Here is a 24,314-nt window from a genome sequence, read left to right on the forward strand (position 1 = left end):
GATTTTTTTAAACATCTTTTTTTCAATTTTAAATCTATGTTTCTATGGTTTAAAATTATAAGCAACGTAGTTTAAATAGTAATAGTAGATGTAGATGAAAAATTTTGCCCAACTCATAAAAACACTCGATAGTTCTAATAAAACGAATGTAAAAGTTGATGCCCTGACGACGTATTTTAAAAATGCATCGCCAGAAGATAAAGTGTGGACCATTGCGATTCTTTCGCATCGTCGTCCTGCACGTCCGGTCAATACTACTTTACTTCGGCTTTGGGCAAACGAACTGGCCAATATTCCACTATGGCTTTTTGAAGAAAGTTATCATATTGTTGGCGATTTGGCCGAAACTATAGCATTGATAATTCCAACAACAAAAGAACATTCAGATAAAAGTTTAACCGAATTTCTTCAGGAAATCATCGCCTTAAAAAAGAAAACCGATTTTGAGAAAAAAGAATATCTGCAGGAAAACTGGATGGCATTAAATTACTACGAACGTTTTGTCTTTACCAAACTAATTACCGGAAGCTTTAGAATCGGCGTAAGCCAAAAATTAATGACAAGAGCTTTATCAAAAGCTGAAGATGTTGATGAAGATGCACTGGCTTACAAATTAATGGGAAACTGGAATCCCAATACGATTACGTTTCAGGAATTAATTCTGGATGAAAAAAGTTCCGATTATTTGTCTAAACCATATCCGTTTTATCTCGCATATCCTATCGAAGGCGAAATTGAAGACTTAGGAAATCCCGAAGACTGGTCGATTGAACATAAATGGGACGGAATTCGGTCGCAGACTATTATTCGGGATGACGAAATTTATGTTTGGTCAAGAGGTGAGGAGCTGGTTACAGATAAATATCCGGAGTTTAAATCTTTTCTTGGAGTTATTCCAAACGGGACTGTAATCGATGCAGAAATTTTAGCTTTTCCGGAAAATGAAATCGGGACTTTTAATGATTTGCAAGCCCGGATTGGCCGTAAAACCATATCGGCAAACTTGCTTGAAAAAGTTCCGGTAATTCTTAAAGTATATGATATTTTAGAGTGGGAAGGAAAAGATATTCGAAATCTTCCGTATATAGAAAGAAGATTATTGCTTGAGAATTTATATGATGAAATAAAAGACAAAACAAATTCTTTCAGACTTTCAGAAAGAATTGCTTTAACTTCATGGGAAGATGTTGCAAACGAAAGAATGCGTGCGAGGGAAATGAAAAGTGAAGGTTTAATGCTGAAACGAAATACTTCGCCTTATCAGGTTGGAAGAAAAAAAGGCGACTGGTGGAAATGGAAAATTGAACCGCTGGTAATTGATGCAGTTTTGACTTATGCAATGCGCGGTCACGGGCGCCGTTCGAATTTATTTACTGATTATACGTTTGCACTCTGGCAGGATAATGAAAAAGGAGAAAAAGAACTGGTCACTTTTGCAAAAGCTTATTCCGGTTTAACCGATGCCGAATTCAGAAAAGTAGATGATTTTATTAAAAAAAATACTTTGGAACGCTTTGGTCCTGTTCGAAGTGTAACGCCAAAATTGGTTTTTGAAATTGGTTTCGAAGGAATTTCGCTTTCTAAAAGACATAAAAGCGGAATTGCAACCCGATTTCCAAGAATTTTGAGATGGCGGCAGGATAAGAAAATAGAAGAAGCCAATTCTATAGAAGATTTAAAAAGTATGATTTTGTAATGTGTTGAATCGTTATATATAGTCCCTATGGGACAATTTAATGTTTCGAATTATTTTTTACCGATATATAATCTCTCCGAGATATTTTTTTAGATTTTAATAAAAGTTAATCCGTTAGGATTAAATATCGGTAGTAAAAAGAGATCCGTCAAAGAAATATCCCGTAGGGATTATATATTATGAATTTTTGAAATTCACATAATTATTTAAGCTGGCAGTTTGAATTAAGCTATCATAAATGAACAGAGAAGAATTATATATAATTGCCGAAAATTGGTTTAAAAGTCAGGGCTGGAAATCTTTTCCGTTTCAGACACAAACCTGGACTGCTTTTCTGCAGGGAAAAAATGGTTTATTGAACGCGCCCACAGGAAGCGGGAAAACCTATGCCCTGTGGTTTCCTGTAGTTTTGGATTACATTAAAAAACATCCCGATTTTAAAACTAAACATAAACCCGGATTAAAAGCCATTTGGATTACGCCTCTGCGGGCACTTTCTGTAGAAATAAAACAAGCAGCAGAACGAATTATTACAGATCTGGACCTGCCTCTGACAGTTGGAATTCGTTCCGGAGATACTTCGCAAAGCGAAAGAGCAAAACAGAAAAATAAAATGCCCGACCTTTTAATTACAACCCCGGAAAGTTTACAGCTTCTTCTGGCAGCCAAACAATATGAAAAAACCTTTGCCGGCTGCGGTGCAATAGTAGTAGACGAGTGGCACGAATTAATGGGAACAAAACGCGGTGTACAAATGGAACTGGCCCTTTCGAGATTAAAAACTATTGCGCCAAAAATGCGAATCTGGGGAATTTCTGCTACCATTGGAAATCTCGAATTGGCTCAGGAAGTTTTGTTAGGTCATGATACGGAAGCATACAAAAACTCCGTTTTGATTAAAGCCCATATTAATAAAAAGATCAAAATAGAATCGATTCTGCCTGAAAAAATGGAAACATATCCATGGCGCGGGCACATGGGACTGCACTTGATTGATGAGGTTGCCAAAATCATCCGAAGAAGTAAAACGACCTTGATTTTTACTAATGTGCGTTCGGCGTGCGAAGTTTGGTTTCAGGCTATTCTGGAAAAATATCCTGAATTTGCGGGCGAAATGGCCATGCACCACGGAAGCATTAGCAGAGAAACCCGTTTATGGGTCGAAGATGCCATTAGAAACGAAGAATTGAAAGTGGTGGTTTGTACTTCGAGTCTGGATCTTGGTGTCGATTTTGCACCTGTTGAAACTATTATTCAGGTTGGCGGGCCAAAAGGTGTTGCGAGGTTTTTGCAGAGAGCTGGAAGAAGCGGACACCAGCCCGGAAAAGAAAGTATGATATATTTTCTGGCTACCCATGCTATAGAACTGATAGAAGCTTCTGCATTGAAAAAAGCAGTTGCCAAAACAGTTGTCGAAGACCGAATGCCATATTTAAACAGCTGGGATGTTTTGGTTCAATATCTTAATACGCTGGCCGTTTCTGACGGATTTTATCCTGACCAAATTTATGATGAAGTAAAAACAACTTTCTGTTATCAAAATATAACCAAAGAAAACTGGAGCTGGATTTTAAATTTCATTACAAATGGAAGTCAGAGTTTACAAGCGTATGATGAATTTAAAAAAGTAGAAATTGAAGCAGACGGACGTTATAAAATCAACAGCCGTTTTATTGCCATGCATCACAGAATGCAAATGGGAACAATTGTAGGAGATGCGGTTTTGAATGTCAAATTTTTAAGCGGCGGATACATCGGTACAATTGAAGAATGGTTTGCCTCAAAATTACAACGCGGTGATGTTTTTACTTTTGCCGGTAGAAGGCTCGAATTGTTTCAGATTAAAAACATGCAGGTTTTGGTTCGAAAAGCTGATCCAAAAAAAACAGCGCGTGTGGTAAGCTGGATGGGAGGCCGTATGACTTTATCGGCACAAATGAGCGAACTGCTTCGGGAAGAATTATATGCTGCAAATACAGATCATTTAACTACCGAATTAAAAGCATTAAAACCTATTTTTGACAGACAGCGAAAAGAAAGTATAGTGCCTGATAATGATGAGTTTTTAATAGAAACTTTTAAAACACGAGAAGGTTTTCATGCTATTTTTTATCCTTTTGAAGGACGTTATGTCCATGAAGCTATGGCAAGTTTAATTTCGTACCGGATAAGTTTATTGTCGCCTATTACATTTTCGCTGGCTTATAATGATTACGGCTTCGAATTACTTTCGGATCAGGAAATAGATATGCAGGCTGTTTTTGATAATGATTTGTTTACTACAGCTTATGTCCATCATGATTTGCAAAAAAGCTTAAACTCAACCGAAATGGCACGCAGAAAATTCAGGGATATTGCCGTAATTGCAGGTTTGGTTTTTACAGGAATGCCCGGAAAACCGGTTAAAACAAAACATTTGCAAAGTGGTTCGCAATTGCTTTTTGAAGTTTTTAGGGATTATGAACCTGATAATTTATTATTGCAGCAGGCTTTTATTGAAACATTCGAACATCAGTTAGAAGAAGGACGTTTAATTCAGGCAATGGAAAGAATTAACAATCAGACAATTGTCTGGAAACAATGTAAGAAACCAACACCATTTAGTTTCCCAATTATTACAGATCGTTTAAGGGAAAAAATATCAAGCGAAACATTGCAGGAAAGAATTAAAAAAATGACTGCGAGCTACATGAAATAATTCAATATGAAAATTAATATAAAGAATCAAAATTTTATTTTACATCAATCCGGATCTGCCTTTTGGGAAGAAAAAAAAATGCTTCTGATTTCAGACTTGCATTTGGGAAAAATTGCGCATTTTAGAAAACACGGTATGGCCATTCCTGAAAGAGCCGTGTTAGAAAATTTTACCAGATTAAATGAAGTACTGGATTTATTTGATTCTGAAATTATTGTTTTTCTGGGCGATTTGTTTCACAGTTCTATAAATAACGAATGGCTTTATTTTGCAGAATGGACCAAAGAGCGTTCGCAGCAAATAATTTTAATTGAAGGCAATCACGACATTATTGCAAAAAAATATTATGCAGATTTGAATGTCCAGATTTATGAAGAATTGATAATCGATGATTTTCTCCTGACCCATCATCCGTCTACAAGAGAAAACTTTTTTAATTTTTGCGGACACATTCATCCCGGAATAAAATTAAAAGGTTTAGGCAGGCAGTTTTTGAGTTTGTCTTGTTTCTTTAGAAAACCGCATCAATTGATTTTTCCTTCTTTTGGAGAATTCACAGGCAATTTTTATCTCATTCCCGAAGAAAATGATCAGGTATATGCGATTACAAAAGAGGAAGTAATAGAAATAAAATGCTGATTTAATTCAATGCAAAAGGAGCACACATTCTAAAAGTAGGAACAATTACTTTGAATGTTTTAGTCGTAGTGAAATTAATCATATTAAAATGACCTTTCATGGCACCATAAGGAGATGATAATAAACAACCAGAGCTGTACGTGTGGTTTTCACCTGGTTTTAAAACGGGTTTTTTACCAATAACGCCTTCACCATCAACAATATCGAGATCGTTTAAAGAATCAAAAATCTCCCAGTGGCGAGAAGTTAACTGTACAGAATCTTTACTATGGTTCTCGATTGTCACTACGTAACTAAAAGCAAAGTGAATCTTGTAGTTCTTGAAGTAAGTTCCTTCAAAACTAGTTAAAACCGATATTTTTATGCCTCGTGTAATTTGAGAAACCATACTAACCTAGTAAATCTGTGTGCGTTATAGGTACAAAGCTACGAAAAAAAATTAGTAAACCTAAAACCTTAACAATGTTTTAATTAACTATATTTATTGAGTTTGCATTGCCTTTTCCAATAACTCTTTGATAGCGATCTGTACTTTCTCTGTAATAAACTAAAATTGTATACTCATTTTCAGTTTGATAAAAATTGCCATCTACAGCATTTTCAAAATCAATATTTCCCTTTTTGTCGGCAACTGTGTATTGAAAATTAGTGAAACCCTGCTTGATCATAACGGCTTTTTCAAAAACAGCTTTATCAGTATTATAATCCATTTTATATTCTGGCGATAAGCTGTAATTATTGAACATTCCGGTAATGTAAATGTCTTTATTGAGCCTGAAAGCCGGAGCCGAGAGCGAAAAATAAACCCACGCATAATCTGCTTCGATGCTGTTATCTGAGCCGTTTATATTCTTCACAACAAAATTTCCGTTTACATCCTGATAATTGGTGTAAATCTGATTTCCTCTCGCGGCATTTGTATACAAATAAGCATTGTAAATATCGTTATTAGAGCCCACTCTTCCTACATTATTGTTTGCGGCACGGATATCCTTGTTTTCAAAATATAAAAATTCATTTCCGCCCCAAAATTGCGTTTCAGCGTCGTATTTGTAAACCAATTGATTGCCAATTGTATACTGCGGAACAATGTTTTTTATAGCAGTATTAAAATTGCCATTTTGAAGTAAAAGTACCTTTACATTCTGCGTTGGAGTCTGAAAAGTAATATCATTGGAAGCAATCGTAAAATCCAGATTTTGTTTGTAATCAATATTGCTGAGGTTTCGGCTTCTTTTTACCTGTGCGGCAACCGTGCAGTGTTCTTCATAAACAATAAATTTTCGGGAAAAAACTACTTCTTTATCTTCATTTAAAATTTTAAGGATATAATTTCCCGATAATCTTATCTGGGTTGTAAATTGATTTGGAAAAGAAAGTCTGTAATGAGAGTAAACCTGCAGGGTATTAAAAGAATTAGAATAATCTGTAATTCGCTGGCCGTCAAATCCTCTTAAATAATCTGTTTTAGGAATATCAGTTGGTTTCCAGTTATAATCGCAGTGTGTGATTTCAAAATAATAATTAGCTTCGTTGCCAAACAAATCATCAAACTGAAATTCAAATGTAGAATTCAATTCAAATATTGGTACTACATTACTGCCATTCTGAACAAAAGTAACAGTTTTAATATTGTACGGAGGAACTATCTCAGTTTGTATTTCCTGGGCTTTCGCCGAAGTAAAAATAAAAAGCGCAATTAAGCTTTGATATAAAAATTTTGGCATCTTATTACGTTGTAAGATTGTAAATATAAGAATTTTATTAAACGTATTAAGATGCCTTTTATTGGATTACATATTTATTACGAATTTAAAATGTATTCTAAATTCGCTTCGATCTCATCATTAATATAGCTTTCTTCTAAAAGTGAATCTGATAAAAGTTTTTTATTTTCCTGCAGTTTGATAATTTTTTCTTCTACTGTATTTTTAGAAATAAAACGAATAACATTTACTTTGTTCAATTGTCCAATTCGGTGCGCTCTTCCAACACCTTGTTTTTCAGCAAAAGGATTCCACCACGGATCTAAAAATAAAACATAAGAAGCTTTTGTAATGTTCAAACCAACACCTCCTGCTTTCAGCGAAATAAAAAACAATAAAGGTTCTTCTTTTTCCTGAAACACTTTTACCTGCTGTTCTCTTTTACCTGCTGGGGTTTCGCCGGTAATTTCGCAGTATTGTATTCTGTTTTCCTTACACCAATCTGTATAAAAATTTAAATTAGTAACAAAAGAACTGAAAATAATCACTTTTTGTTTTGCCTTAACCAAATTTTCCAGATAGTTAGTCACGGCAATATATTTTCCGGAGTCAATCTCAGATTCCTGATCTGCCATTTTTGGGTGATTACTCAATTGTCTTAACTTCATCAGCGTATTGATAATACTGATTTTATCAGGACCTGAACCATCTGTTTTTAATAAAAAGTTACGAGCCTTAGATTTTTCTTTTTCGTATAATTTCTCCTGTTCAGGATCCATATCACAGTAATAAATCTGTTCTGATAATTCTGGTAAATCTTTTAAAACCTGTTCTTTGGTTCGTCTTAAAATATAAGGCTGAACCAGATTTTTTAATTCTGATAAACTGGTTTCATCCTGTTTTTTCTCAATCGGAATTTTAAAATTCTCAACAAAGAAATTGTAAGTTCCTAAAATATCAGGATTTATAAATTGCATTTGCGACCATAAATCGTCGAGCGAATTTTCAATGGGCGTACCGCTCAAAGCAATTTTATGGCTTGTGCTTATTTTGTTTATAGCTTTAAAAATCTTCGAATTTTTATTTTTGATGTATTGGCTTTCATCCAAAATCAAATAGCGGAAATCATATTTTTCTAAAACCGAAATATCACGATGAATAATGCTGTAGCTTGTAAAAATTAAATCGGTTGACGCTAATCTTCCTGCTAATTGTTTTCTGTCATTACCAACATATTGCATTTTTGAAAAGTGCGGCGTGAATTTTCCCGCTTCATTATACCAGTTAAAAACCAACGAAGAGGGCAGCACAATCAAAGCTTTAAGCGGTTCTCTTTCAACAGTTGTTTCGTTTGAAAATAAATCAAAATTGGTAGTTTTAGTCGTAAATTCCAATTGTTCCTGAACCGCAAGCAGAACAGCTAAAGTCTGCAGCGTTTTTCCAAGTCCCATGTCATCGGCCAGGCACGCGCCAAGATTTGAATTAAAATGGTTTAAAAGCCATTTTACACCATCAATCTGATAAGGTCTTAAAGTCGCTTTCAACAAATCAGAATGCTTATATTCAGCTTGTTCAATTATTTCCTTTTCAATTTCCGGAATAGCATCCAGAGCTGTAAAATTGCTTTTTCGTAAAAGCAGGTTTCCATCTTCGGTTTTGGCCAATTTTGCCAGAGAGCCGTATTTACTAAACCATTCCAGCGGAATCAAAAAGTAGTTTCCGTCCGGTAATGGAAAAAGTCTTTCTTTGCTTTTTATATTCGGAATAATTTCACTGAAATTAATTGTATAAGATCCAATTGTTATGATGATTTTAATATCAAACCAGTCTCCGTTTGTATCTTTTGAAGCTGAAACAGAATGATTTTCGGTGATGATTTCCTTGCTCTCCAGCTTTAAATTTTGAATTTCAAAGCCTAAACTTCCAAGCCTTTCTTTATTGTCTATTATTAATTGAATATTAACATAAGGATCATAAGTTTCAAGATCAGAATTCAGCCCAAATAATTCATTTTTTATTTTTACTAAACCAATCTGGAGTAATTTTTCGGTATATAAATCTTCTTCAGCATTTCGTTTAAACTGAATGATTTTTGGTTCATTAGCAATGCTGAAATCAACAAAAGAATGTGTTTTTTTAGTTTTAGAAGCATCAAAAATATATCCGTTATAATCAAAATAAAGGTTGAGGTAATAACAGTTTTTAAAGAAATCATAAACCGGCTGAATGGAGCAGGAAACCACTTTATCGCGAAGTTCAATTTCAAAGCCATTAGCTTCAATATCAATTTTTTTAGCAATTTCAGGGATAAAACTTTTGAAATAATCATCGACTAATTTTGAAGGTATTTCGATTGATTTTTTCTTTAAAAAAGGCATTAACTTTTTCGAATTGAGTTCTTTTAACCGGCCTAATTTTTTATTGATAATTAACCAGCCCGGTTCGTCTAAAAGAATATCCACACTACTGTTCATTGGCAAAAAAAAAGTTTCGTTTTCTTTCAAAGAAAGAGTGTAAGTGATTCCTTCAGCATGTTTGTCAAACTGAATTTTAGGTTCAAACTCAAGCGGATCAATGCTGACTCTGGAACGATAAAAATCCTTTTCAGGGCCTAAATTGAAAGACAAAGGAAATTTTCCCTGTACAATTAAAGTGTAAAAGGAATTTAAATTGAGTTTTAAATGCTGCCGAATAGCAAATTCAATTTTAGAATCTTTTTGTAAATCGGCAATGCTTTTTGCCGATTTGATTTTGGCACTGAATTTCTTAAAGATAAAATCGGGCTTTAAAGCATCACAGGCTGCCAGTATTTTTTTTGTATCAGCATCTAAATTTTCAAAAACAATTCCGAAACTTTCAATGATGCCGGGAGTTGCTTTTTTATCTAAATATTTGATTTCATCTGTATTCTCAACAATGTAGGCAGTTGGGATATAGATATTCAGATTTTTTTCAAAACTGATGTCAAAACAAAATTGAAATGATTTTGAAGGTTCCAAGTTTTAGGGTTTTGGTTAGGCTTGTATTTGAGAATTGGGCTGAAAAAATAAAAGAGTTTTCAAAATATCAATAATTTGAAAACTCTTTTAAATGAACTTGTATCACTTATATGGTGAAAAATTAGTTTTCCTGTTTAAAGCAAAGCGGAATTATTTCTCCTTTTGCCAGACAGTATTTTTCAACCAGTTCCGGTGCAATTTTATTGGTATAATCTTCTTCAATTACTATAAAACCAATGCTTCTCAATTTGTTGAAATAATCGCGGCCGTAAATGCGAACGTGATCGTATTGTCCAAAGATTTTTGCTCGTTCTTTTTGATCTGTAATTGAATCATCGGCAAAAGTAACTTCTCTCGATAAATCTTGCGGGATTTGTAAAATCGCCATACCGCCGGGTTTTAATACACGAAATAATTCCTGCATGGCTTTTGTGTCATCCGGAATATGTTCTAAAACGTGATTGCATAAAATCACGTCGTATTCGTTGTCTTTAAAAGGTAAATTGCAAATATCTGCTTTTACATCTGCCAAAGGCGAAAACAAATCGGTTGTGGTATAATCAAGGTTTTTCTGCTTGCGGAACCTTTTGTAAAATGCCTGTTCCGGAGCAAAATGCAATACTTTTTTAGGTGCTGTAAAAAAATCGGTCTGATCGTTTAAATACAGCCAAAGTAAACGGTGTCTTTCTAACGAAAGTGTACTTGGCGAAAGTACATTATTGCGTTGTTTTCCGTATCCGTAAGGCAAAAATGATTTAAAGCTTCTTCCATCAATCGGATCTGTAAATTTATCTCCTTTTAATGAGAAAGCTAAAATAGGACGCGCCACATAACTCAAACGAATTAATAATGGTCTCGGAATAGTATTAAGGACTAATTTAAATAATTTTTTCACAGGTTTGATTCGGGTTGTATTATAGAACTAAAGGCACTTTTCTGAATTCGTCTTCTTCGCTGCTTTCGATACCTAAAGCTTTATAGATGTATTGAAAAGTTGATAGTAATTCTGGTTTACCATCAATCAGCGCAACATCATGCTCAAAATGTGCACTTGCTTTTCCATCAGCAGTAGTAATGGTCCAGCCGTCTTTATGCTGTTTGATGTTTTTGGTTCCCATATTGATCATAGGTTCAATGGCAACCACCATTCCTTCAACAAAAAGTTTTCCGCGGCCGCGTTTTCCGTAATTTGGCATTTCAGGTTCTTCGTGCATTTTTTGCCCTAAACCATGTCCAACTAATTCACGAACAACACCGTAACCGTGAGCTTCAGTATATTTTTGAATCGCATTTCCAACATCTTCCACGCGATTTCCAGCTTTAAATTCTCTAATTCCAACGTAAAGAGATTCTTTAGTTACCTGCAGTAATTTTTTTACTTCGGGAGCAACTTCTCCAATTTCAAAACTATAAGCATGATCTCCGTGATATCCGTTTTTGAATGCACCGCAGTCTACAGAAATTACATCGCCGCTTTGCAAAGGTGTATTATTTGGAATTCCGTGTACAACCTGAGAATTTGGACTCATGCAAAGTGAATTCGGGAAACCGTACAATCCTAAGAAACTAGGAACAGCACCGTGATCACGAATGAATTCTTCGGCTAATTTGTCAAGATATAGTGTAGTAACTCCTTCTTTAATTTCAGAAGCAATCATTCCTAATGTTTTTGAAACGATCAAAGCACTTTCGCGCATTAATTCGATTTCTTCTCTGGTTTTTTGGATGATCATATTTTTTCAGATTTTCAGTTGGCAAAAATACGATTTTTAATGTGATTTTTTTAAACTTGATTTTGAAATTAATAAACCAGACATTTTTTAGTCTCAAATCAAGATTTTTTTATTCTATAATAAAAAAGTGAAGAAATAACATTGATAAGAAGCTTTTAAACAATCGCCAGAGTTAATATATATCAGAAAAAAGCCCTAAATTAGTAGTAAAAACAGGTAAAGTCATGAAAACTATTATAGATCAGGATATATCAAAAGTAAAAGCTTTACGAAGAATGCAGCGAACAGCTTTGGGCCTTTTAGGTTTTGCCGTGCTTCTTTTTATAATTGCCATATATTTTAAAATACCAATATTACAGGCTTTTAGCGAAGCCGCAATGGTTGGGGGAATTGCAGACTGGTTTGCAGTTGTGGCTTTGTTTCGTCATCCGCTTGGTATTCCGATTTGGCATACGGCCATTATTCCAACCAAGAAAAATGAGATTGGTGAAAATCTGGGAAATTTTGTTTCCGAAGAATTTCTCAACCGCGAAAAACTGGAAATCAAACTGGATGAATTTAATTTTGCATTAAAAGCCTCTGATTGGCTTTCGCAGGAAGAAAATGCTAATAAAGTGGCCAATGTTGTTGCCGTAAATCTAATTCCGGGGATTTTAAAAGCCATTAAAGATGAAGATATAAAACGATTTATTCAGGTTCAGTTTAAGGAAAAGCTGGAAGGAGTTAATTTTGGAAATTGGGTTGCAGTTGCATTAGAGCCTTTGCAGAAAGGAGATTTAAAAAACCAAATGCTGACCAATCTTCTGGAAGTGATGAGCAGCGAACTGACAAGTAATAAAGACCTTATTAGACAAAAAGTAAAAGCTTCCACGCCATTTTTAAGTTTCGGTCTCGCCGATAAAAGTATTACAGAAGGTGTTTTTAACGGTTTGCAGGATTTTCTTGATGAAGCCAAAAATCCCGAAAGTACAGTGCGTTTAAAAATTGATGAGTATATTTTTAATTTTTTGGAAAAAGTAAAAAACTCTGAAGAAATGAGAATTAAAATCAACGATATGATTTTAGGTTTCGTTGGAAAAAAAGAAGTGCAGGATTATATTAACGGAATTTGGGATGAAATAAAATTGTCTATCACAACAGATTTAAGCAAAGGAGATGAATCGACAATTAAAAATAGTATTGCAGGATTGATTCAGACCTTTGGAAATGGATTGAAAGAAGATCAGGTGATGTTTGAAAAAATAAATAGTTTTATTAAAAATGATTTGTTGTCTGTCCTTCTGAACAATAAAAAAGTTATTGGAGATTTAATTTCCTCAACCGTAAAAAGCTGGGATGGAAAAGAGGTTTCTGAAAAGTTAGAGTTAGAAATTGGAAAAGATCTTCAATACATCAGAATCAACGGAACTTTAGTAGGAGGTTTTATCGGACTTATAATTTATGGCGTAGAGCAGTTGTACCATTTATTTGTAATCTAGCAGAATAGAAAATATTTTCAAAGTTTTCATACTAGTAAAAAAGAGTCTCGCAAAGATGCGGAGGCGCAAAGTTATAATGTTTGCGACTTAGCGTCTTTGCGAGATTTTTTTAAGTTCAGTTTAAATTAACTTATATTCCTTATATGGTGAAAAATTATAAAAGTGAATGACAAGTCATTGCATTTGGCTGCTGCACTCCCATTAATTCTAAAATAGTAGGAGCAATGTCACCTAAAACCCCATCCTGAATATTTTTCAATTGTTTGTCAACTAAAATAATCGGCACCGGGTTTGTTGTATGAGCAGTATTTGGACTTCCGTCAGGGTTGATCATTGTTTCGCAGTTTCCGTGGTCAGCAATTACAATTGTTGTATAATCGTTTGCAAGAGCGGCTTCGATAACTTTTTTAGCGCAGGCGTCTACTGCTTCACAAGCTCTAATGGCAGCTTCCATAATTCCTGTATGTCCAACCATATCGCCGTTTGCGAAGTTTAAACATACAAAATCAACGTCACCTTTATTTAATTCTGGAACAAGCGCATCTGCAAGTTCATAAGCACTCATTTCCGGCTGTAAATCGTAAGTGGCAACTTTAGGAGAATTTCTTAAAATTCTTGATTCGCCTTCAAAAGGAGTCTCTCTACCACCAGAAAAGAAAAATGTTACGTGCGGATATTTCTCCGTTTCAGCAATACGGATTTGTTTTTTTCCGGCTTTTTCTAAAACTTCTCCAAGAGTTTCAGTTATATTATCTTTATTATAAACCACTTTTACGTTCTGATACGTTTCGTCATAGTTTGTAAGTGTTACATAATATAAGTTTAACTTATGCATATTTTGCTCGTGAAAGTCATGCTGAGAAAGGGCTTCAGTAAGCTCACGTCCTCTGTCTGTTCTAAAGTTAAAGAAGATTACAACATCGCCCTCAACGATTGTTGCCAGTGGTTTTTCGTTTTGATCAACAACAACAACCGGCTCGATAAATTCGTCGGTTACATCTTTTGCATAACTGTCAAGAACACTTGCAACCGCATTTTTTGACGGAGTTCCAACGCCGTTTACTACTAAATCGTAAGCTAATTTTACACGTTCCCATCTTTTATCACGGTCCATGGCATAATAACGGCCAATTATAGAAGCAATTTTTACAGGAGTATCTTTAATATATTCATCTAAATCGTGAATGTATTTTGCACCTGATTTCGGATCAACATCACGACCATCTGTAAAAGCGTGAATATAAACCTGATCTAAACCATATTCCTGCGAAGCATCGATTAGACCGCGTAAGTGAGAAGTATGAGAGTGAACACCTCCATCTGAAACTAATCCTAAAAAGTGTACTTTTTTATTATTGTCCTTAGCATAAGTAAAGGCATCAATTAAAACCTGCTCTTTAGCAAGTGTTTTGTGTGCTACAGCTAAATTAATTTTTGCTAAATCCTGATATACAATTCGTCCGGCACCAAGGTTCATGTGGCCAACTTCACTATTTCCCATTTGTCCTTCCGGTAAACCAACGTTCAGTCCGTCTGTACGCAGCTGCGCGCTTGGGTAATTTTTGTAAAGACTGTTTATAAATGGAACATTTGCATTGTCGATTGCAGATACTTTAGGGTCAGGAGATTTTCCCCAACCATCTAAAATCATAAGGATAACTTTTTTGTTCATTACATTTTTGTTTTCTACAAAGATAAGTCATTTCTAAAATTTGGAGAGAAAGCTTTACTACATTTATGTTTAATAAAATGAAGTGTAACAAAAAATACTAATTTAATTACAGAACTCTTTATTTTTTAAAATTTATTCACGCTAAGCTCTTTTTCTAACCTTATTTTTGACAGCGTTGTAGTCAATAAAATATTTTACACTTACAGAAAAGATATGATTTAAGGCATCGTTAGTCAGCAGGCTGGTAACATTGTGCTTGAAATCTTTGTCGATAATGCGTTCAAAATTAGAAGCATTATTTCTGTATAAAGCAGAAAGCTGGCTTCCGGGAGCAAACCACCAGGAGTACGATAAATCTGCATTCCAGGAATAAAAACTTGAATTTTTGTTTTCAGTATATTGAGGATAAGGATCTAAAGTTCCGTCTGCTTCAAGCTGTAAGATGTCTTTATTTTCTGCAGAAGACCAATATTGGCGAACGGCTAAATTAATCGTCATAGTGCTGTTAACAGCGTACTTTCCGGTTAATGTATTGGCATAAGTAATTACATCACGATTGGCAAAAACAATAGTTTCGGGAGTGCTTTCATTATTGTCACTGTCGTAACTGTCAATATATCCTTTATTATTGTTTCTTTTCAGAAAACTAAAACTGTAGATTAAAAGAAGTTTGTCACTAAAGCGATATCTCGGACTGATGTCCGCGCCGTATGCAGCTCTTCCCGGCTGATCTGCAACAGAAAGTGACGGGTTAAAATCTATGGCAAATTTATGATTGTAATTAGTCGAAACAGTAGCCCATGCATCAAATTTTCGCGGAATAATTACATATCTGTTTTCTGCTCTTGGTTCGTAATAATCATGGGTTTCTACCGGGAAAATTGTAATTCCCATTCCGTAATAATTGTTTTTTACGGTTGAAAGGTTGACATTTATGTCAATATTATTGTCTTGTACTTTTCCGGAATCTTTGTTGAATTCTGAATACATGTTATAATTAAGCCTGAAACTATTAAAAAGCTTTGTCGGATTTAAAATTCTATAATTGGCATTTCCGTAGAAATTATAATAATTGGTATAGAAATTAATTCCCAAATCATTCGGGTTAAAATCTTTCGTTACAAAATCAGAACCAAAACTGTAGCGGTATTTTCCGCTGGTTTCAGCAAAGCTCAGTGTGGCGTACATTCCTTTTTTGTCTTCGTCAGCATTTATGGTGCTGTATTTTACATTTCCCGATAAGTTGTACGTATTTGCTTTAGTGTTTAAATCCCAGGCTAAACCAGTTACATTTGCATCTTTATAATGACCATTTCTGGTGACATTTGTATTGATAAAAGTAACTGACGAATTTTTTCTGAAACGCTGATCGAGAACCAAAACATTATAATTTGTCAACGGTTCAACAACTTCGCGTCTGGTTTCGCCAGAGATTGTATCTTTTATCGTAGCAAAAGTTTTTTCGGTAACGGCATTTAAAATTCCAATTCCTAAACCGTTTTTAGTTCTTCCGGAAAGTTTTAATGCATTAATAAGATTGACATTTTGTACCGTTTCTATAACTTCTTCATTATCTTTTAGGTCTGGTTCTACAGAAGGTTTACCGCCAATTCTTCTGGAGTAAAACATATTTCCTTTATTAAATAAGTCCGTTCCCTCGGTAAAAAAAGCCCGATTTTCATTAAACTGCTGTTCAAAAGGTCCTAAGTTTAAGATTTGGTCATCATATTTTGTCTGCCCAAAATCGGGGATTAAAATAGCATCTACAGTAAAAGCATCTGTAATTCCGTACTTAATATCCATTCCGCCTTTTACAGTTCCGTATGTTTTCTGTCCTTCAGCTGCATTCAGATAATAAGAGGCATACGGCATAAAAAACAATCGGGTAGGCGGTTTTATGTTTTCGATACCTTCCAAAACACCGGCTTGCTGTGTAAAAGTTCCCAATTTTTTATCGACAAAGTTCCAGGTATATTTATATCGGGTACGTTTAACTTCCCGAAAAAAATTAATTCCCCAGGTTTGTTTGTTTTCCTGTGAAAAACGCAATGCAGAGTACGGAATTTTTATTTCTGCAACCCATCCGTTTTCTGTAATTGTGGCTTTGCTTATCCAAACGGCATCCCACGAATAATCTTCGCCATTTGCATCTGTCATAATGCAGTCTCCCTGAACGTCAGCAGCCGAAACATAAAACATAAAGTCTTGCTGGCCGTCGTTAAAACCATTTATAAAAACGCCAAAAAGATCTGCAGTTCCAAAATTATCGCGCTGCGAAATCTCTTTTAAAATCTTATTAGGTTCGTCATCGTACATCATAGCGCCAATATAAATGGCGTCATTATCATATAAAACCCTGACAGTTGTTTTTTTATTTTCCGGAGAAGGTTTTCCGTTATCTGGCTCCAGTATAATAAAGTCTGAAGCTATTGCAGCATTTTCCCAGACATTTTCATCCAATTTTCCGTCAATAGTAATGTTTTGCGAAATAGATTTCGCTTCTAATGATTTTTTTTGACCAAAACAACAAACGGTTATTAGGAGAAGACTAAAAAAAACTAATTTTTTCATGAAGATTCGAACAGAAAATGATTGCAAAAGTACCTTAATTTAGAAATAATAGACTCCATTTCGTTCTATTTGTTACAGTTTAAGTTTCAAAATTTCCATTTTATTTTGCTTTTTTTAAGAAAAATGACCAAAATGTTATGATTTTTTGCGTGAGAAAAAATCTTACAGAAATATCGTTTTTATGTTAATAATGTTAAAATTTAAACAAAAAAAGCCTGATTTACAGGCTTTTGTTTTGAGCGTTTTCAAAAATGTATACTTTTGCCTTACCCAAATTTTATTATTAACCTAAAGAAATTCAATGATTTACAAAATTTATCCGCTGTTTGTGTTTTTTCTATTGTCTTTTGGTAAAGATTCAAAAAACACCTCCGAATTAAAATCTGTAACACACAGAAACATTGCTAAAGTTGAAACAAACCTTTCCGTTGATGCGAAAATTGCAAATGTTTACAGTGCCTTAGATTCAAACAATTGTAAACTTCCTGAGCTAAAAACTTTTACAGAGGCTCTTAAAGGATTTTATCTCTTAAAAGAAAGAGGAATTATTCAAAAAAACATTCTTACACTAATTGATTTTAGTCTGTCATCCAATACCAAACGTCTTTGGGTAATTGATATGACTACAAACAAAATTTTATTTAACTCTTTGGTAGCTCATGGCAGAAATACCGGAGAAGAGTTTGCTAATGCTTTTTCAAATTTAAACTCTTCATTTAAAAGCAGTTTAGGTTTTTATGCAACAGGCGAAATCTATCAGGGAAAACATGGTGCTTCGTTACGTTTAGACGGTTTAGAAAGAGGTCTTAACGATAACGCCCGCGACAGAGGAGTTGTTATGCATGGAGCAGATTACGTTTCTGAATCTTTTATCAGAAACCACAAAAGATTAGGCAGAAGCCAAGGCTGTCCTGCACTTCCGGTCGAATTGACGGATGAAATAATCGAAACTATTAAAAATAAATCATGTTTGTATATCTACCATCCGTCAAGAAGTTTCGCGATGGAGGAGCAGCTAATTTCTTAATTTAGCATACAAATCTGAATCAAGATTATAAATATCAGCTCTGAAAATGAGCTGATTTTTTTTGCTCCATGCCGTCCAGTACCATTGATACAAAGCGTATTTTTTGGTGATTTTAAAACTCATCGTTTTCTTAGAAGCAATTATAGTATCGATTTTATCTTTTGAAAACCTGTCAGGATCATCCAGTATATGTTCTGCTAATTCCAGCGGATTTTCAACACGAACACAGCCGGAACTTAAAGAACGATTATTTCTTTCAAAATAATTTCGATGGTTTGTATCATGCAGATAAACACTGTGATGGTTTGGAAATAATATTTTCATTAATCCCAAGGAATTATTATAACCCGGACTTTGCACATATCTGTAATTATTCGGTTTGTTTTCGTTCCATGCGCTTGGATCGACAACATTTCCTGATGTGTCGTAAATCGTTATATTTTTCTTCGCTAAATAATTTCGGTTTCGCTTCATTGCCGGAAGAACATCTTCTTTTAAAATTGTAGGCGGAACAGTCCATGTTGGGTTAAAAACAACTGTTTTTAAGACAGAAGTAATAATAGGTGTTTTTCTTTTACTTGTTCCCACTACAATATTTCGAACCAAAGTTGTGTCCTGATTTTCGACAACATTTAAGCTGTAATCCGGAATGTTGATAATAAAATAGTTTTCTGCCAATTCTGTTGGGTACCATCTCCAGCGTTCCAGATTGGCAATAATTTGTTGTTTTCTTTTTTCTTTAGAGTAGTTCAAAGCGCTGATCGTTCCCGGTCCAATAACTCCGTCATCAGCCAGACCGTGTCTTTCCTGAAACTTTTTCACAGATTCAAATGTTTTTTGATCGTATTTATTAGTAAGACTGTCTTTTCCTGACATGTCTTTCCAGAACAAAAGTTTCTTCTTGATATTTATTAACGCATTATTGGTATCATTTAAAGTAATTTTCTTTAAAGATTCAATGGTTTTAATATCTTCATCCGGATACGAATTGATGATTTCAAGAGATTTTAATAATTGTTTGTAAATGATAGATTTGGGCTGAATATTTTCAACAACACTATCCAGTTTGTTTTTGTTAAAAGCTTTGATCAGAACGCTGTTTACGTCAAAAGTTTTTTCGTCTAAATCCCAGTCGGTATATAGCTTTTTAGGATCAAGTTTTCCTTTGTACAAATGATTTAGGTATTTCTCAAAATTATAGGTCAGTAAAATATCATAAGTAGCTAAATCAGCATCACTTAAATTACTGATTCTGCTTTCCAGTTTTTTAAGCTGAGAAGCCTTATAATCTTCCGGATCTAAACCTAATTCTTCTGATTTTTCTAATTGAGATATAACATATTGTCTCTTTTTTAGATTTCCCCAAACCGTTTTATTTTCAGATGAAGTATAAAATTGTTTAAGAGTTTCACTTTTAAATGTACTTAAAAGTGCAGTGTCGACATCTACTTTTCTTTCATCAGTAAGTATAATTGCCGGAGCTTTTTTTATGGCAGCCGGAGCTGGTTTAGGTGCATCTTTTTTACAACTAATTAGACTGCATACCAATAAAAAAAAGTAAAGTTTCTTCATTCTATAATTTTTTAAACATTAAATAATGTTCGCCAACATCTTTAATATCAAATGGTTCACCTTGGGGCTGGTATCCCATTTTTTTGTAAAAGCCAACAGCGGCTGTTCTGGCGTTAAACCAAATCAAATCGACTTTGTTTTCATTGCAGTAGGTTTCACAATGCTTAACTAAAGCCTCTCCAAATCCTTTTTTCTGATGTGTTTCTAAAACTGCCATCCCACGAATCTGAGCTTGATTTTGCGGTGCAAATATAGGATTGATTTTATGGAATAACGAAATAATTCCTGTTAAATCTTCATTATTATATAAACCAAAATGATGTGTAGTCTCAAGATCGTCTCCTTCAAAGATGCAGCTCTCAATAGGTTTGCCCTTTCTGAGAACAGGATGACGAACAATATAAGTTTCTTTTGATGGGATTTCTTTAATAATATTCATGTTTTTCTAAAAATAATTGATTTTATAACTTTTTAATTTTAAATAGGTTATAAAAAAATGTTGATTTTAATTAATTTTTTTTGACAAAAAGCTTGTTTTGAACTTAACTTTATTTTTATATTTGCACCAGCAATGCGAAAGTAGCTCAGTTGGTAGAGCTCCAGCCTTCCAAGCTGGTTGTCGCGAGTTCGAGCCTCGTCTTTCGCTCTAAAAACCGGAACTTTATTGTTTCGGTTTTTTTATCAAACTTAAATAATTTTTGATTTTTGTTTTTTAAAATGATTTAATTATTTATATTTGCACCCTGTTAATGCGAAAGTAGCTCAGTTGGTAGAGCTCCAGCCTTCCAAGCTGGTTGTCGCGAGTTCGAGCCTCGTCTTTCGCTCTTTAAAAGCCTCAAACATTGTTTGAGGCTTTTTTGTTTTTATTCTTTTTTGAAAATTATTTCAAACTGCTTAAATCGCTTTCGGTTTCGAGTTCGACAGAAGTTTCGTTTTGTTTGAATAAACGGGCTTTTAGATTTCCTTTCAGGGTAATTTTTCCACCTTTTACTTCCAGCCAGCTTCCTTCTCTTAAACCTAAAACAGGAATAGAATTAAAAGCATGAAATTCTTTAATTCTGGTTTCGCGTGTTTCTCCCATGTGCTGCGAATTTGCGTCAGGATCTAAATAATGCGGGTTTAGGTTAAATGAAATCAAACCCAATGTCTGAAAACTTGGCGGATAAACAATGGGCATGTCATTAGTAGTCTGCATTGATAATCCGCAAATGTTGCTTCCTGCACTTGTTCCTAAATAAGGAATTCCGTTTTTAACCTTTTCTGCAAGTAACTGCATAATGTTATTTTTGTAAAGCTGCGTTACAAGCAAAAATGTGTTTCCTCCGCCGGTAAAAAATCCTTCTGCATTTTCTATTGCTTTTTCGGGAATTTCAAATTCGTGAATTCCCTGTAGCTGAATGTTTATGGACGCAAAAGCTTCGGCAGCTTTTTTGGTGTAATCTTCATGCGAAATTCCTCCCGGACGTGCGTAAGGAATAAATAAAACGGTTTTACAGTTTTTAAAATGCAATTGTAAAGTAGGTAATAAATACTCTAAATAACTGCCGCCGTGCAAAGTAGATGTGCTGGCGATAATAATACTTTTCATAGTTTTTAACTCAGGTTCAATTCGTTAAAGATATTAAAAAAAGTTCGTCTGCAATGATTGATGAATCAGAGTTTAATTAACATATTTTTACCAACTCATTAATACTAAATTTGGAAGACATTAGGATATTTTTACCTTTTTAATAATTCCTAAATCATTTGTCTTGACAAAGAATATTTTGCTTTTTTTGATGGCTGTTATAAGTCAAAATTCATGGTCTCAGGATCGTGTGTTTATCAGCGGAAAAATTACTGCAAATACAAATGATTTAGAAGGCGTATATGTTGTCAATTCTCAAACAGAAATAATGACAACTACAGATTCATCAGGATCGTTCTCGATTTTAGCAAAACCTGATGATACGCTTGTTTTTTCTTCTATTCAGTTTAAGGAAAACAGGGTAACATTAACTTGTGAAAATTTTACAGATCTAAATTTCACAGTGCGACTGAGTCTGGTAATGCATCAATTACAGGAAGTTATTGTTAAAAGATATGACAATATAAATGCAGTTTCATTGGGAATTGTCCCGGCCGGGCAAAAATCGTATACAGAAGCTGAAAGGAAATTGCATACTGCTACAGCCTTAAATGCATCTGCAAGTGCTACAGGAATGGCTGGAGGTTCGATTTCTGCAGATCCTTTGTTTAACTTTTTTTCGGGCAGAACCGCTATGCTGAAAAAAGAAGTGGAAGTGGAGAAAAAAGAATTTTTCATGAAACTTTTAGAAAAAATGTTTACTCTTGAACATTTTGTAGACAGGTTAAAAATTCCGGCTGAATACGTAAAAGGTTTTGAATATTATGCAGTCGAAAATAAACAATTTACGAATATTTTAAACTCAAAAAATAAGACTTCAACTGAATTTTTATTGGGTGAACTAGCAGTAAAATATAAAGAAATAATTGCCAGTGAAGTTAAATAATACGCTCCATATTATCTTTATTTTATTTTTTGTCCAGATTGGTTTTGGGCAAAACAATCTTTCCAAGGAAATTTTAGGACAGATTTTCGAGAAGTCGACCTCCGTTGACCGGGTGAATATTATCAACAATACTACACAAGTTTCTACCATTTCTGATGCCGATGGAAAATTTTCTATTTTAGCAAAGGAAGGAGATGTGTTGGTTTTTTCAGCAGTAAACTTAGAGCCTTACAAGCGCAGAATTTCAGCAGAAGATTTAAATTTGAGTCTGCTTATAATTAAAATGACAGCGAAAGAAATTGAACTAAAAGAAGTTGTTGTTAATGAAAATTACGGAATAACTGCAGAAAATTTAGGAATTATACCGAGAGGGCAAAAAACATATACTCCCGCAGAGCGAAAAGTTTATACTGCGACTTCGACATCTGTAGATAAAATTCTAAACAAAATTTCCGGTCGGACCGCAATGCTTAAAAAAGAAGTAAATGTGGAGAAAAAAGAAATGCTTTTCAGGAAAATTGAGTATCTTTTTGATGAAAATTATTATACTGAAAGATTGAAAATTCCGGCAGATGATATAAAAGGATTTCAGTTATATTGTATGGATGATGCCGAATTTGCCGTATCTTTGAATACAAAGAATAAAACAATGAGTATGTTTTTAATAACAGAGTTAGCTCGAAAATATCTAATAATTCTCGAAAATGAAAAATAAACTAGGAATATTCGTTGTTTGCTTATTTTGCCAGATAATGCTTGGGCAAAACGATTTAAGAAAACCTCTTCACGGTCAGGTTACAAACAAATCCCTTACTATTGAAAGTGGATATGTTATGAACATTAATGCAAAATCAAGAACTTTTATAGGTCCGGGCGGATTGTTTGATATTTTGGCGAAACCAAAAGATACACTGCTTTTTACCGGTTTAGCATTTCAGTCAAAAAAAATTGTTTTAACCGAAAAAGACTGTTCACAGATTCTTTTTTCTGTGCAGCTGGATTTGGTCAGCAATGAATTGAAAGAAGTTGTGGTGCGCAAAGATTTAAAAGTGAAATCTTTAGACAGTAATACGCAGCAATATGTTGATATGCAGTTTGAAGATGACAAACAGTCGACAGCAAAAAATACAGTAATGTATTCTGATCAGACTATTAAATACGGAATGGACTTTGTCCGAATTTTTAAAGACGTTAAAAAACTTCTTTCTAAAAACGATCAGGTAAAAGAAGAAGAAATCTCAGATATAGCTTTTGTTGAATATTCTAAGGCTAATTTTAAACCGGACTTTTTTACTAAAACTTTAGGTTTGAAAAAAGACGAAGTCGATTTGTTTTTAATGTATTGTTCCAATGATCCGGAATCAAAAAGACATCTTAAAGAAGATCAGAAATTTGAGTTGATAGATTTTCTAATCAATAAAAATGCTGAATTTAAAAAAGTGAATGCCGCTCAATAATGAAAAAAATATTGATTTATCCTTTAATCGGGATATTGTTTTTGTCTCTTTCTGCTTTTACATTTCATAAATTTTATATGGGTGTTTTTCAGGTAGAATATGCTGCTGATAAAAAAATGATTCAAATCACATCCCGTATTTTTGCAGATGATTTGAACAACGGAATGGAAAAAAAATACCATAAAAAAACCTTTGTTGGTACAGAAAAAGAAACTCCGGCAGATGTTGATCTGCTCAAAAAATATCTGGCCGAAAATTTTACAATTAAAGTAAACGGACAATCAAAACCAATTACTTTTTTATCAAAAGAAGTTGAAGGTGATGTTTTAATCTGTTATTCCAGAATTAAAGATATCGATAAATTTAAAACAATCGAAATTTCAAATACAATACTCGTAGACTGGAATAGCGAACAGCAAAACATTACACATATTTCAGCGTTTGGCACTAAAAGAAGTGTTCTATTTACGGAATCTTCAAGGAAAGAATTGTTAAAGTATTAATTAATAAGTTAAATTAATATATTAATTATTATTTTCACACCCTGACAAAA

19 protein-coding genes and 2 tRNA genes are annotated in these 24,314 nt (G+C 34.0%); 11 read left to right on the forward strand and 10 right to left on the reverse strand.

The genetic code is table 11. The annotated features are described in order from the left end of the window. Positions 1–94: 94 nt before the first annotated feature. The 3 genes from ASE21_RS16045 (at position 95) to pdeM (ending at position 5,033) form a co-directional block, all read left to right on the forward strand. On the forward strand, positions 95–1,696 hold the full coding sequence (locus tag ASE21_RS16045; RefSeq protein ID WP_057123712.1) for an ATP-dependent DNA ligase: 1,602 nt from the start codon (positions 95–97) through the stop codon (positions 1,694–1,696). A gap of 238 nt (positions 1,697–1,934) precedes the next feature. Further along, positions 1,935–4,394 carry a ligase-associated DNA damage response DEXH box helicase gene (locus tag ASE21_RS16050; protein WP_057123713.1) on the forward strand — a complete coding sequence of 820 codons (2,460 nt, stop codon included), beginning with the start codon at positions 1,935–1,937 and terminating at the stop codon, positions 4,392–4,394. 6 nt (positions 4,395–4,400) lie between these two features. After that, positions 4,401–5,033, forward strand: a complete 633-nt coding sequence (gene pdeM, locus ASE21_RS16055) for a ligase-associated DNA damage response endonuclease PdeM (RefSeq protein ID WP_057123714.1) — start codon at positions 4,401–4,403, stop codon at positions 5,031–5,033. A 1-nt stretch (position 5,034) separates the two neighbouring features. Here pdeM and apaG read toward each other — a convergent pair whose 3' ends face one another. The 5 genes from apaG to map all read right to left on the reverse strand — a co-directional run bounded on the left by apaG (position 5,035) and on the right by map (position 11,471). Then, positions 5,035–5,421, reverse strand: coding sequence for a Co2+/Mg2+ efflux protein ApaG (gene apaG / locus ASE21_RS16060; RefSeq protein ID WP_012023834.1), 387 nt, complete (start codon positions 5,419–5,421; stop codon positions 5,035–5,037). A 79-nt stretch (positions 5,422–5,500) separates the two neighbouring features. Next, positions 5,501–6,760, reverse strand: a complete 1,260-nt coding sequence (locus ASE21_RS16065) for a DUF5103 domain-containing protein (RefSeq protein WP_057123715.1) — start codon at positions 6,758–6,760, stop codon at positions 5,501–5,503. 77 nt (positions 6,761–6,837) lie between these two features. After that, positions 6,838–9,738: a DEAD/DEAH box helicase gene (locus ASE21_RS16070; protein ID WP_057123716.1), complete on the reverse strand. Its 2,901-nt coding sequence runs from the start codon at positions 9,736–9,738 to the stop codon at positions 6,838–6,840. A 121-nt stretch (positions 9,739–9,859) separates the two neighbouring features. Beyond that, positions 9,860–10,633, reverse strand: a complete 774-nt coding sequence (locus ASE21_RS16075) for a class I SAM-dependent methyltransferase (RefSeq protein WP_057123717.1) — start codon at positions 10,631–10,633, stop codon at positions 9,860–9,862. A 19-nt stretch (positions 10,634–10,652) separates the two neighbouring features. Then, entirely contained in the window at positions 10,653–11,471 is an 819-nt protein-coding gene (gene map / locus ASE21_RS16080) for a type I methionyl aminopeptidase (protein ID WP_057123718.1), read from the reverse strand. Between the two features lie 224 nt (positions 11,472–11,695). Between map and ASE21_RS16085 the strand changes: the two genes are divergently transcribed. Continuing rightward, positions 11,696–12,949: a DUF445 domain-containing protein gene (locus ASE21_RS16085; protein WP_057123719.1), complete on the forward strand. Its 1,254-nt coding sequence runs from the start codon at positions 11,696–11,698 to the stop codon at positions 12,947–12,949. Positions 12,950–13,103: 154 nt separating this feature from the next. Here ASE21_RS16085 and gpmI read toward each other — a convergent pair whose 3' ends face one another. Both gpmI and ASE21_RS16095 read right to left on the reverse strand, forming a co-directional pair. Continuing rightward, the gene (gene gpmI, locus ASE21_RS16090; protein WP_057123720.1) at positions 13,104–14,621 is read right to left on the reverse strand and encodes a 2,3-bisphosphoglycerate-independent phosphoglycerate mutase; all 1,518 of its coding nucleotides are present in this window, start codon (positions 14,619–14,621) and stop codon (positions 13,104–13,106) included. Between the two features lie 141 nt (positions 14,622–14,762). Beyond that, complete coding sequence (locus ASE21_RS16095) at positions 14,763–17,192, reverse strand: DUF5916 domain-containing protein (RefSeq protein ID WP_057123721.1); 2,430 nt, start codon at positions 17,190–17,192, stop codon at positions 14,763–14,765. Between the two features lie 301 nt (positions 17,193–17,493). Here ASE21_RS16095 and ASE21_RS16100 point away from each other — a divergent pair, with 301 nt between their 5' ends. After that, positions 17,494–18,219, forward strand: coding sequence for a murein L,D-transpeptidase catalytic domain family protein (locus ASE21_RS16100; protein ID WP_057123722.1), 726 nt, complete (start codon positions 17,494–17,496; stop codon positions 18,217–18,219). Here ASE21_RS16100 and ASE21_RS16105 read toward each other — a convergent pair. Both ASE21_RS16105 and ASE21_RS16110 read right to left on the reverse strand, forming a co-directional pair. Further along, positions 18,208–19,791: a murein L,D-transpeptidase gene (locus ASE21_RS16105; protein ID WP_057123723.1), complete on the reverse strand. Its 1,584-nt coding sequence runs from the start codon at positions 19,789–19,791 to the stop codon at positions 18,208–18,210. The genes ASE21_RS16100 and ASE21_RS16105 overlap by 12 nt on opposite strands. A gap of 1 nt (position 19,792) precedes the next feature. Further along, complete coding sequence (locus tag ASE21_RS16110; RefSeq protein WP_057123724.1) at positions 19,793–20,230, reverse strand: GNAT family N-acetyltransferase; 438 nt, start codon at positions 20,228–20,230, stop codon at positions 19,793–19,795. A 134-nt stretch (positions 20,231–20,364) separates the two neighbouring features. Between ASE21_RS16110 and ASE21_RS16115 the strand changes: the two genes are divergently transcribed. Together ASE21_RS16115 and ASE21_RS16120 are read left to right on the forward strand one after the other, a co-directional pair. After that, positions 20,365–20,437: transfer RNA gene (locus ASE21_RS16115), tRNA-Gly, on the forward strand. Between the two features lie 105 nt (positions 20,438–20,542). Then, positions 20,543–20,615, forward strand: a tRNA-Gly gene (locus ASE21_RS16120). A 56-nt stretch (positions 20,616–20,671) separates the two neighbouring features. Here the strand turns inward: ASE21_RS16120 and pepE are convergent. Further along, on the reverse strand, positions 20,672–21,379 hold the full coding sequence (gene pepE / locus ASE21_RS16125) for a dipeptidase PepE (RefSeq protein ID WP_057123725.1): 708 nt from the start codon (positions 21,377–21,379) through the stop codon (positions 20,672–20,674). Positions 21,380–21,542: 163 nt separating this feature from the next. Between pepE and ASE21_RS16130 the strand changes: the two genes are divergently transcribed. From ASE21_RS16130 to ASE21_RS16145, 4 genes are read left to right on the forward strand one after another with little or no spacing between them, the layout of a single operon-like run. Continuing rightward, positions 21,543–22,304 carry a carboxypeptidase-like regulatory domain-containing protein gene (locus tag ASE21_RS16130; protein WP_057123726.1) on the forward strand — a complete coding sequence of 254 codons (762 nt, stop codon included), beginning with the start codon at positions 21,543–21,545 and terminating at the stop codon, positions 22,302–22,304. Further along, positions 22,291–23,019 (forward strand): carboxypeptidase-like regulatory domain-containing protein, encoded by a 729-nt coding sequence (locus ASE21_RS16135; RefSeq protein ID WP_057123978.1) that lies wholly within the window; start codon positions 22,291–22,293, stop codon positions 23,017–23,019. The genes ASE21_RS16130 and ASE21_RS16135 overlap by 14 nt, the downstream gene beginning before the upstream one ends. After that, positions 23,009–23,761: a hypothetical protein gene (locus tag ASE21_RS16140; protein WP_057123727.1), complete on the forward strand. Its 753-nt coding sequence runs from the start codon at positions 23,009–23,011 to the stop codon at positions 23,759–23,761. The genes ASE21_RS16135 and ASE21_RS16140 overlap by 11 nt, the downstream gene beginning before the upstream one ends. After that, on the forward strand, positions 23,761–24,264 hold the full coding sequence (locus ASE21_RS16145; RefSeq protein WP_057123728.1) for a DUF6702 family protein: 504 nt from the start codon (positions 23,761–23,763) through the stop codon (positions 24,262–24,264). Before ASE21_RS16140 ends, ASE21_RS16145 begins: the two co-directional genes overlap by 1 nt. The last annotated feature ends 50 nt before the right edge of the window (positions 24,265–24,314 follow it).

This window comes from Flavobacterium sp. Root901 (assembly GCF_001429765.1).
Classification (GTDB): domain Bacteria; phylum Bacteroidota; class Bacteroidia; order Flavobacteriales; family Flavobacteriaceae; genus Flavobacterium.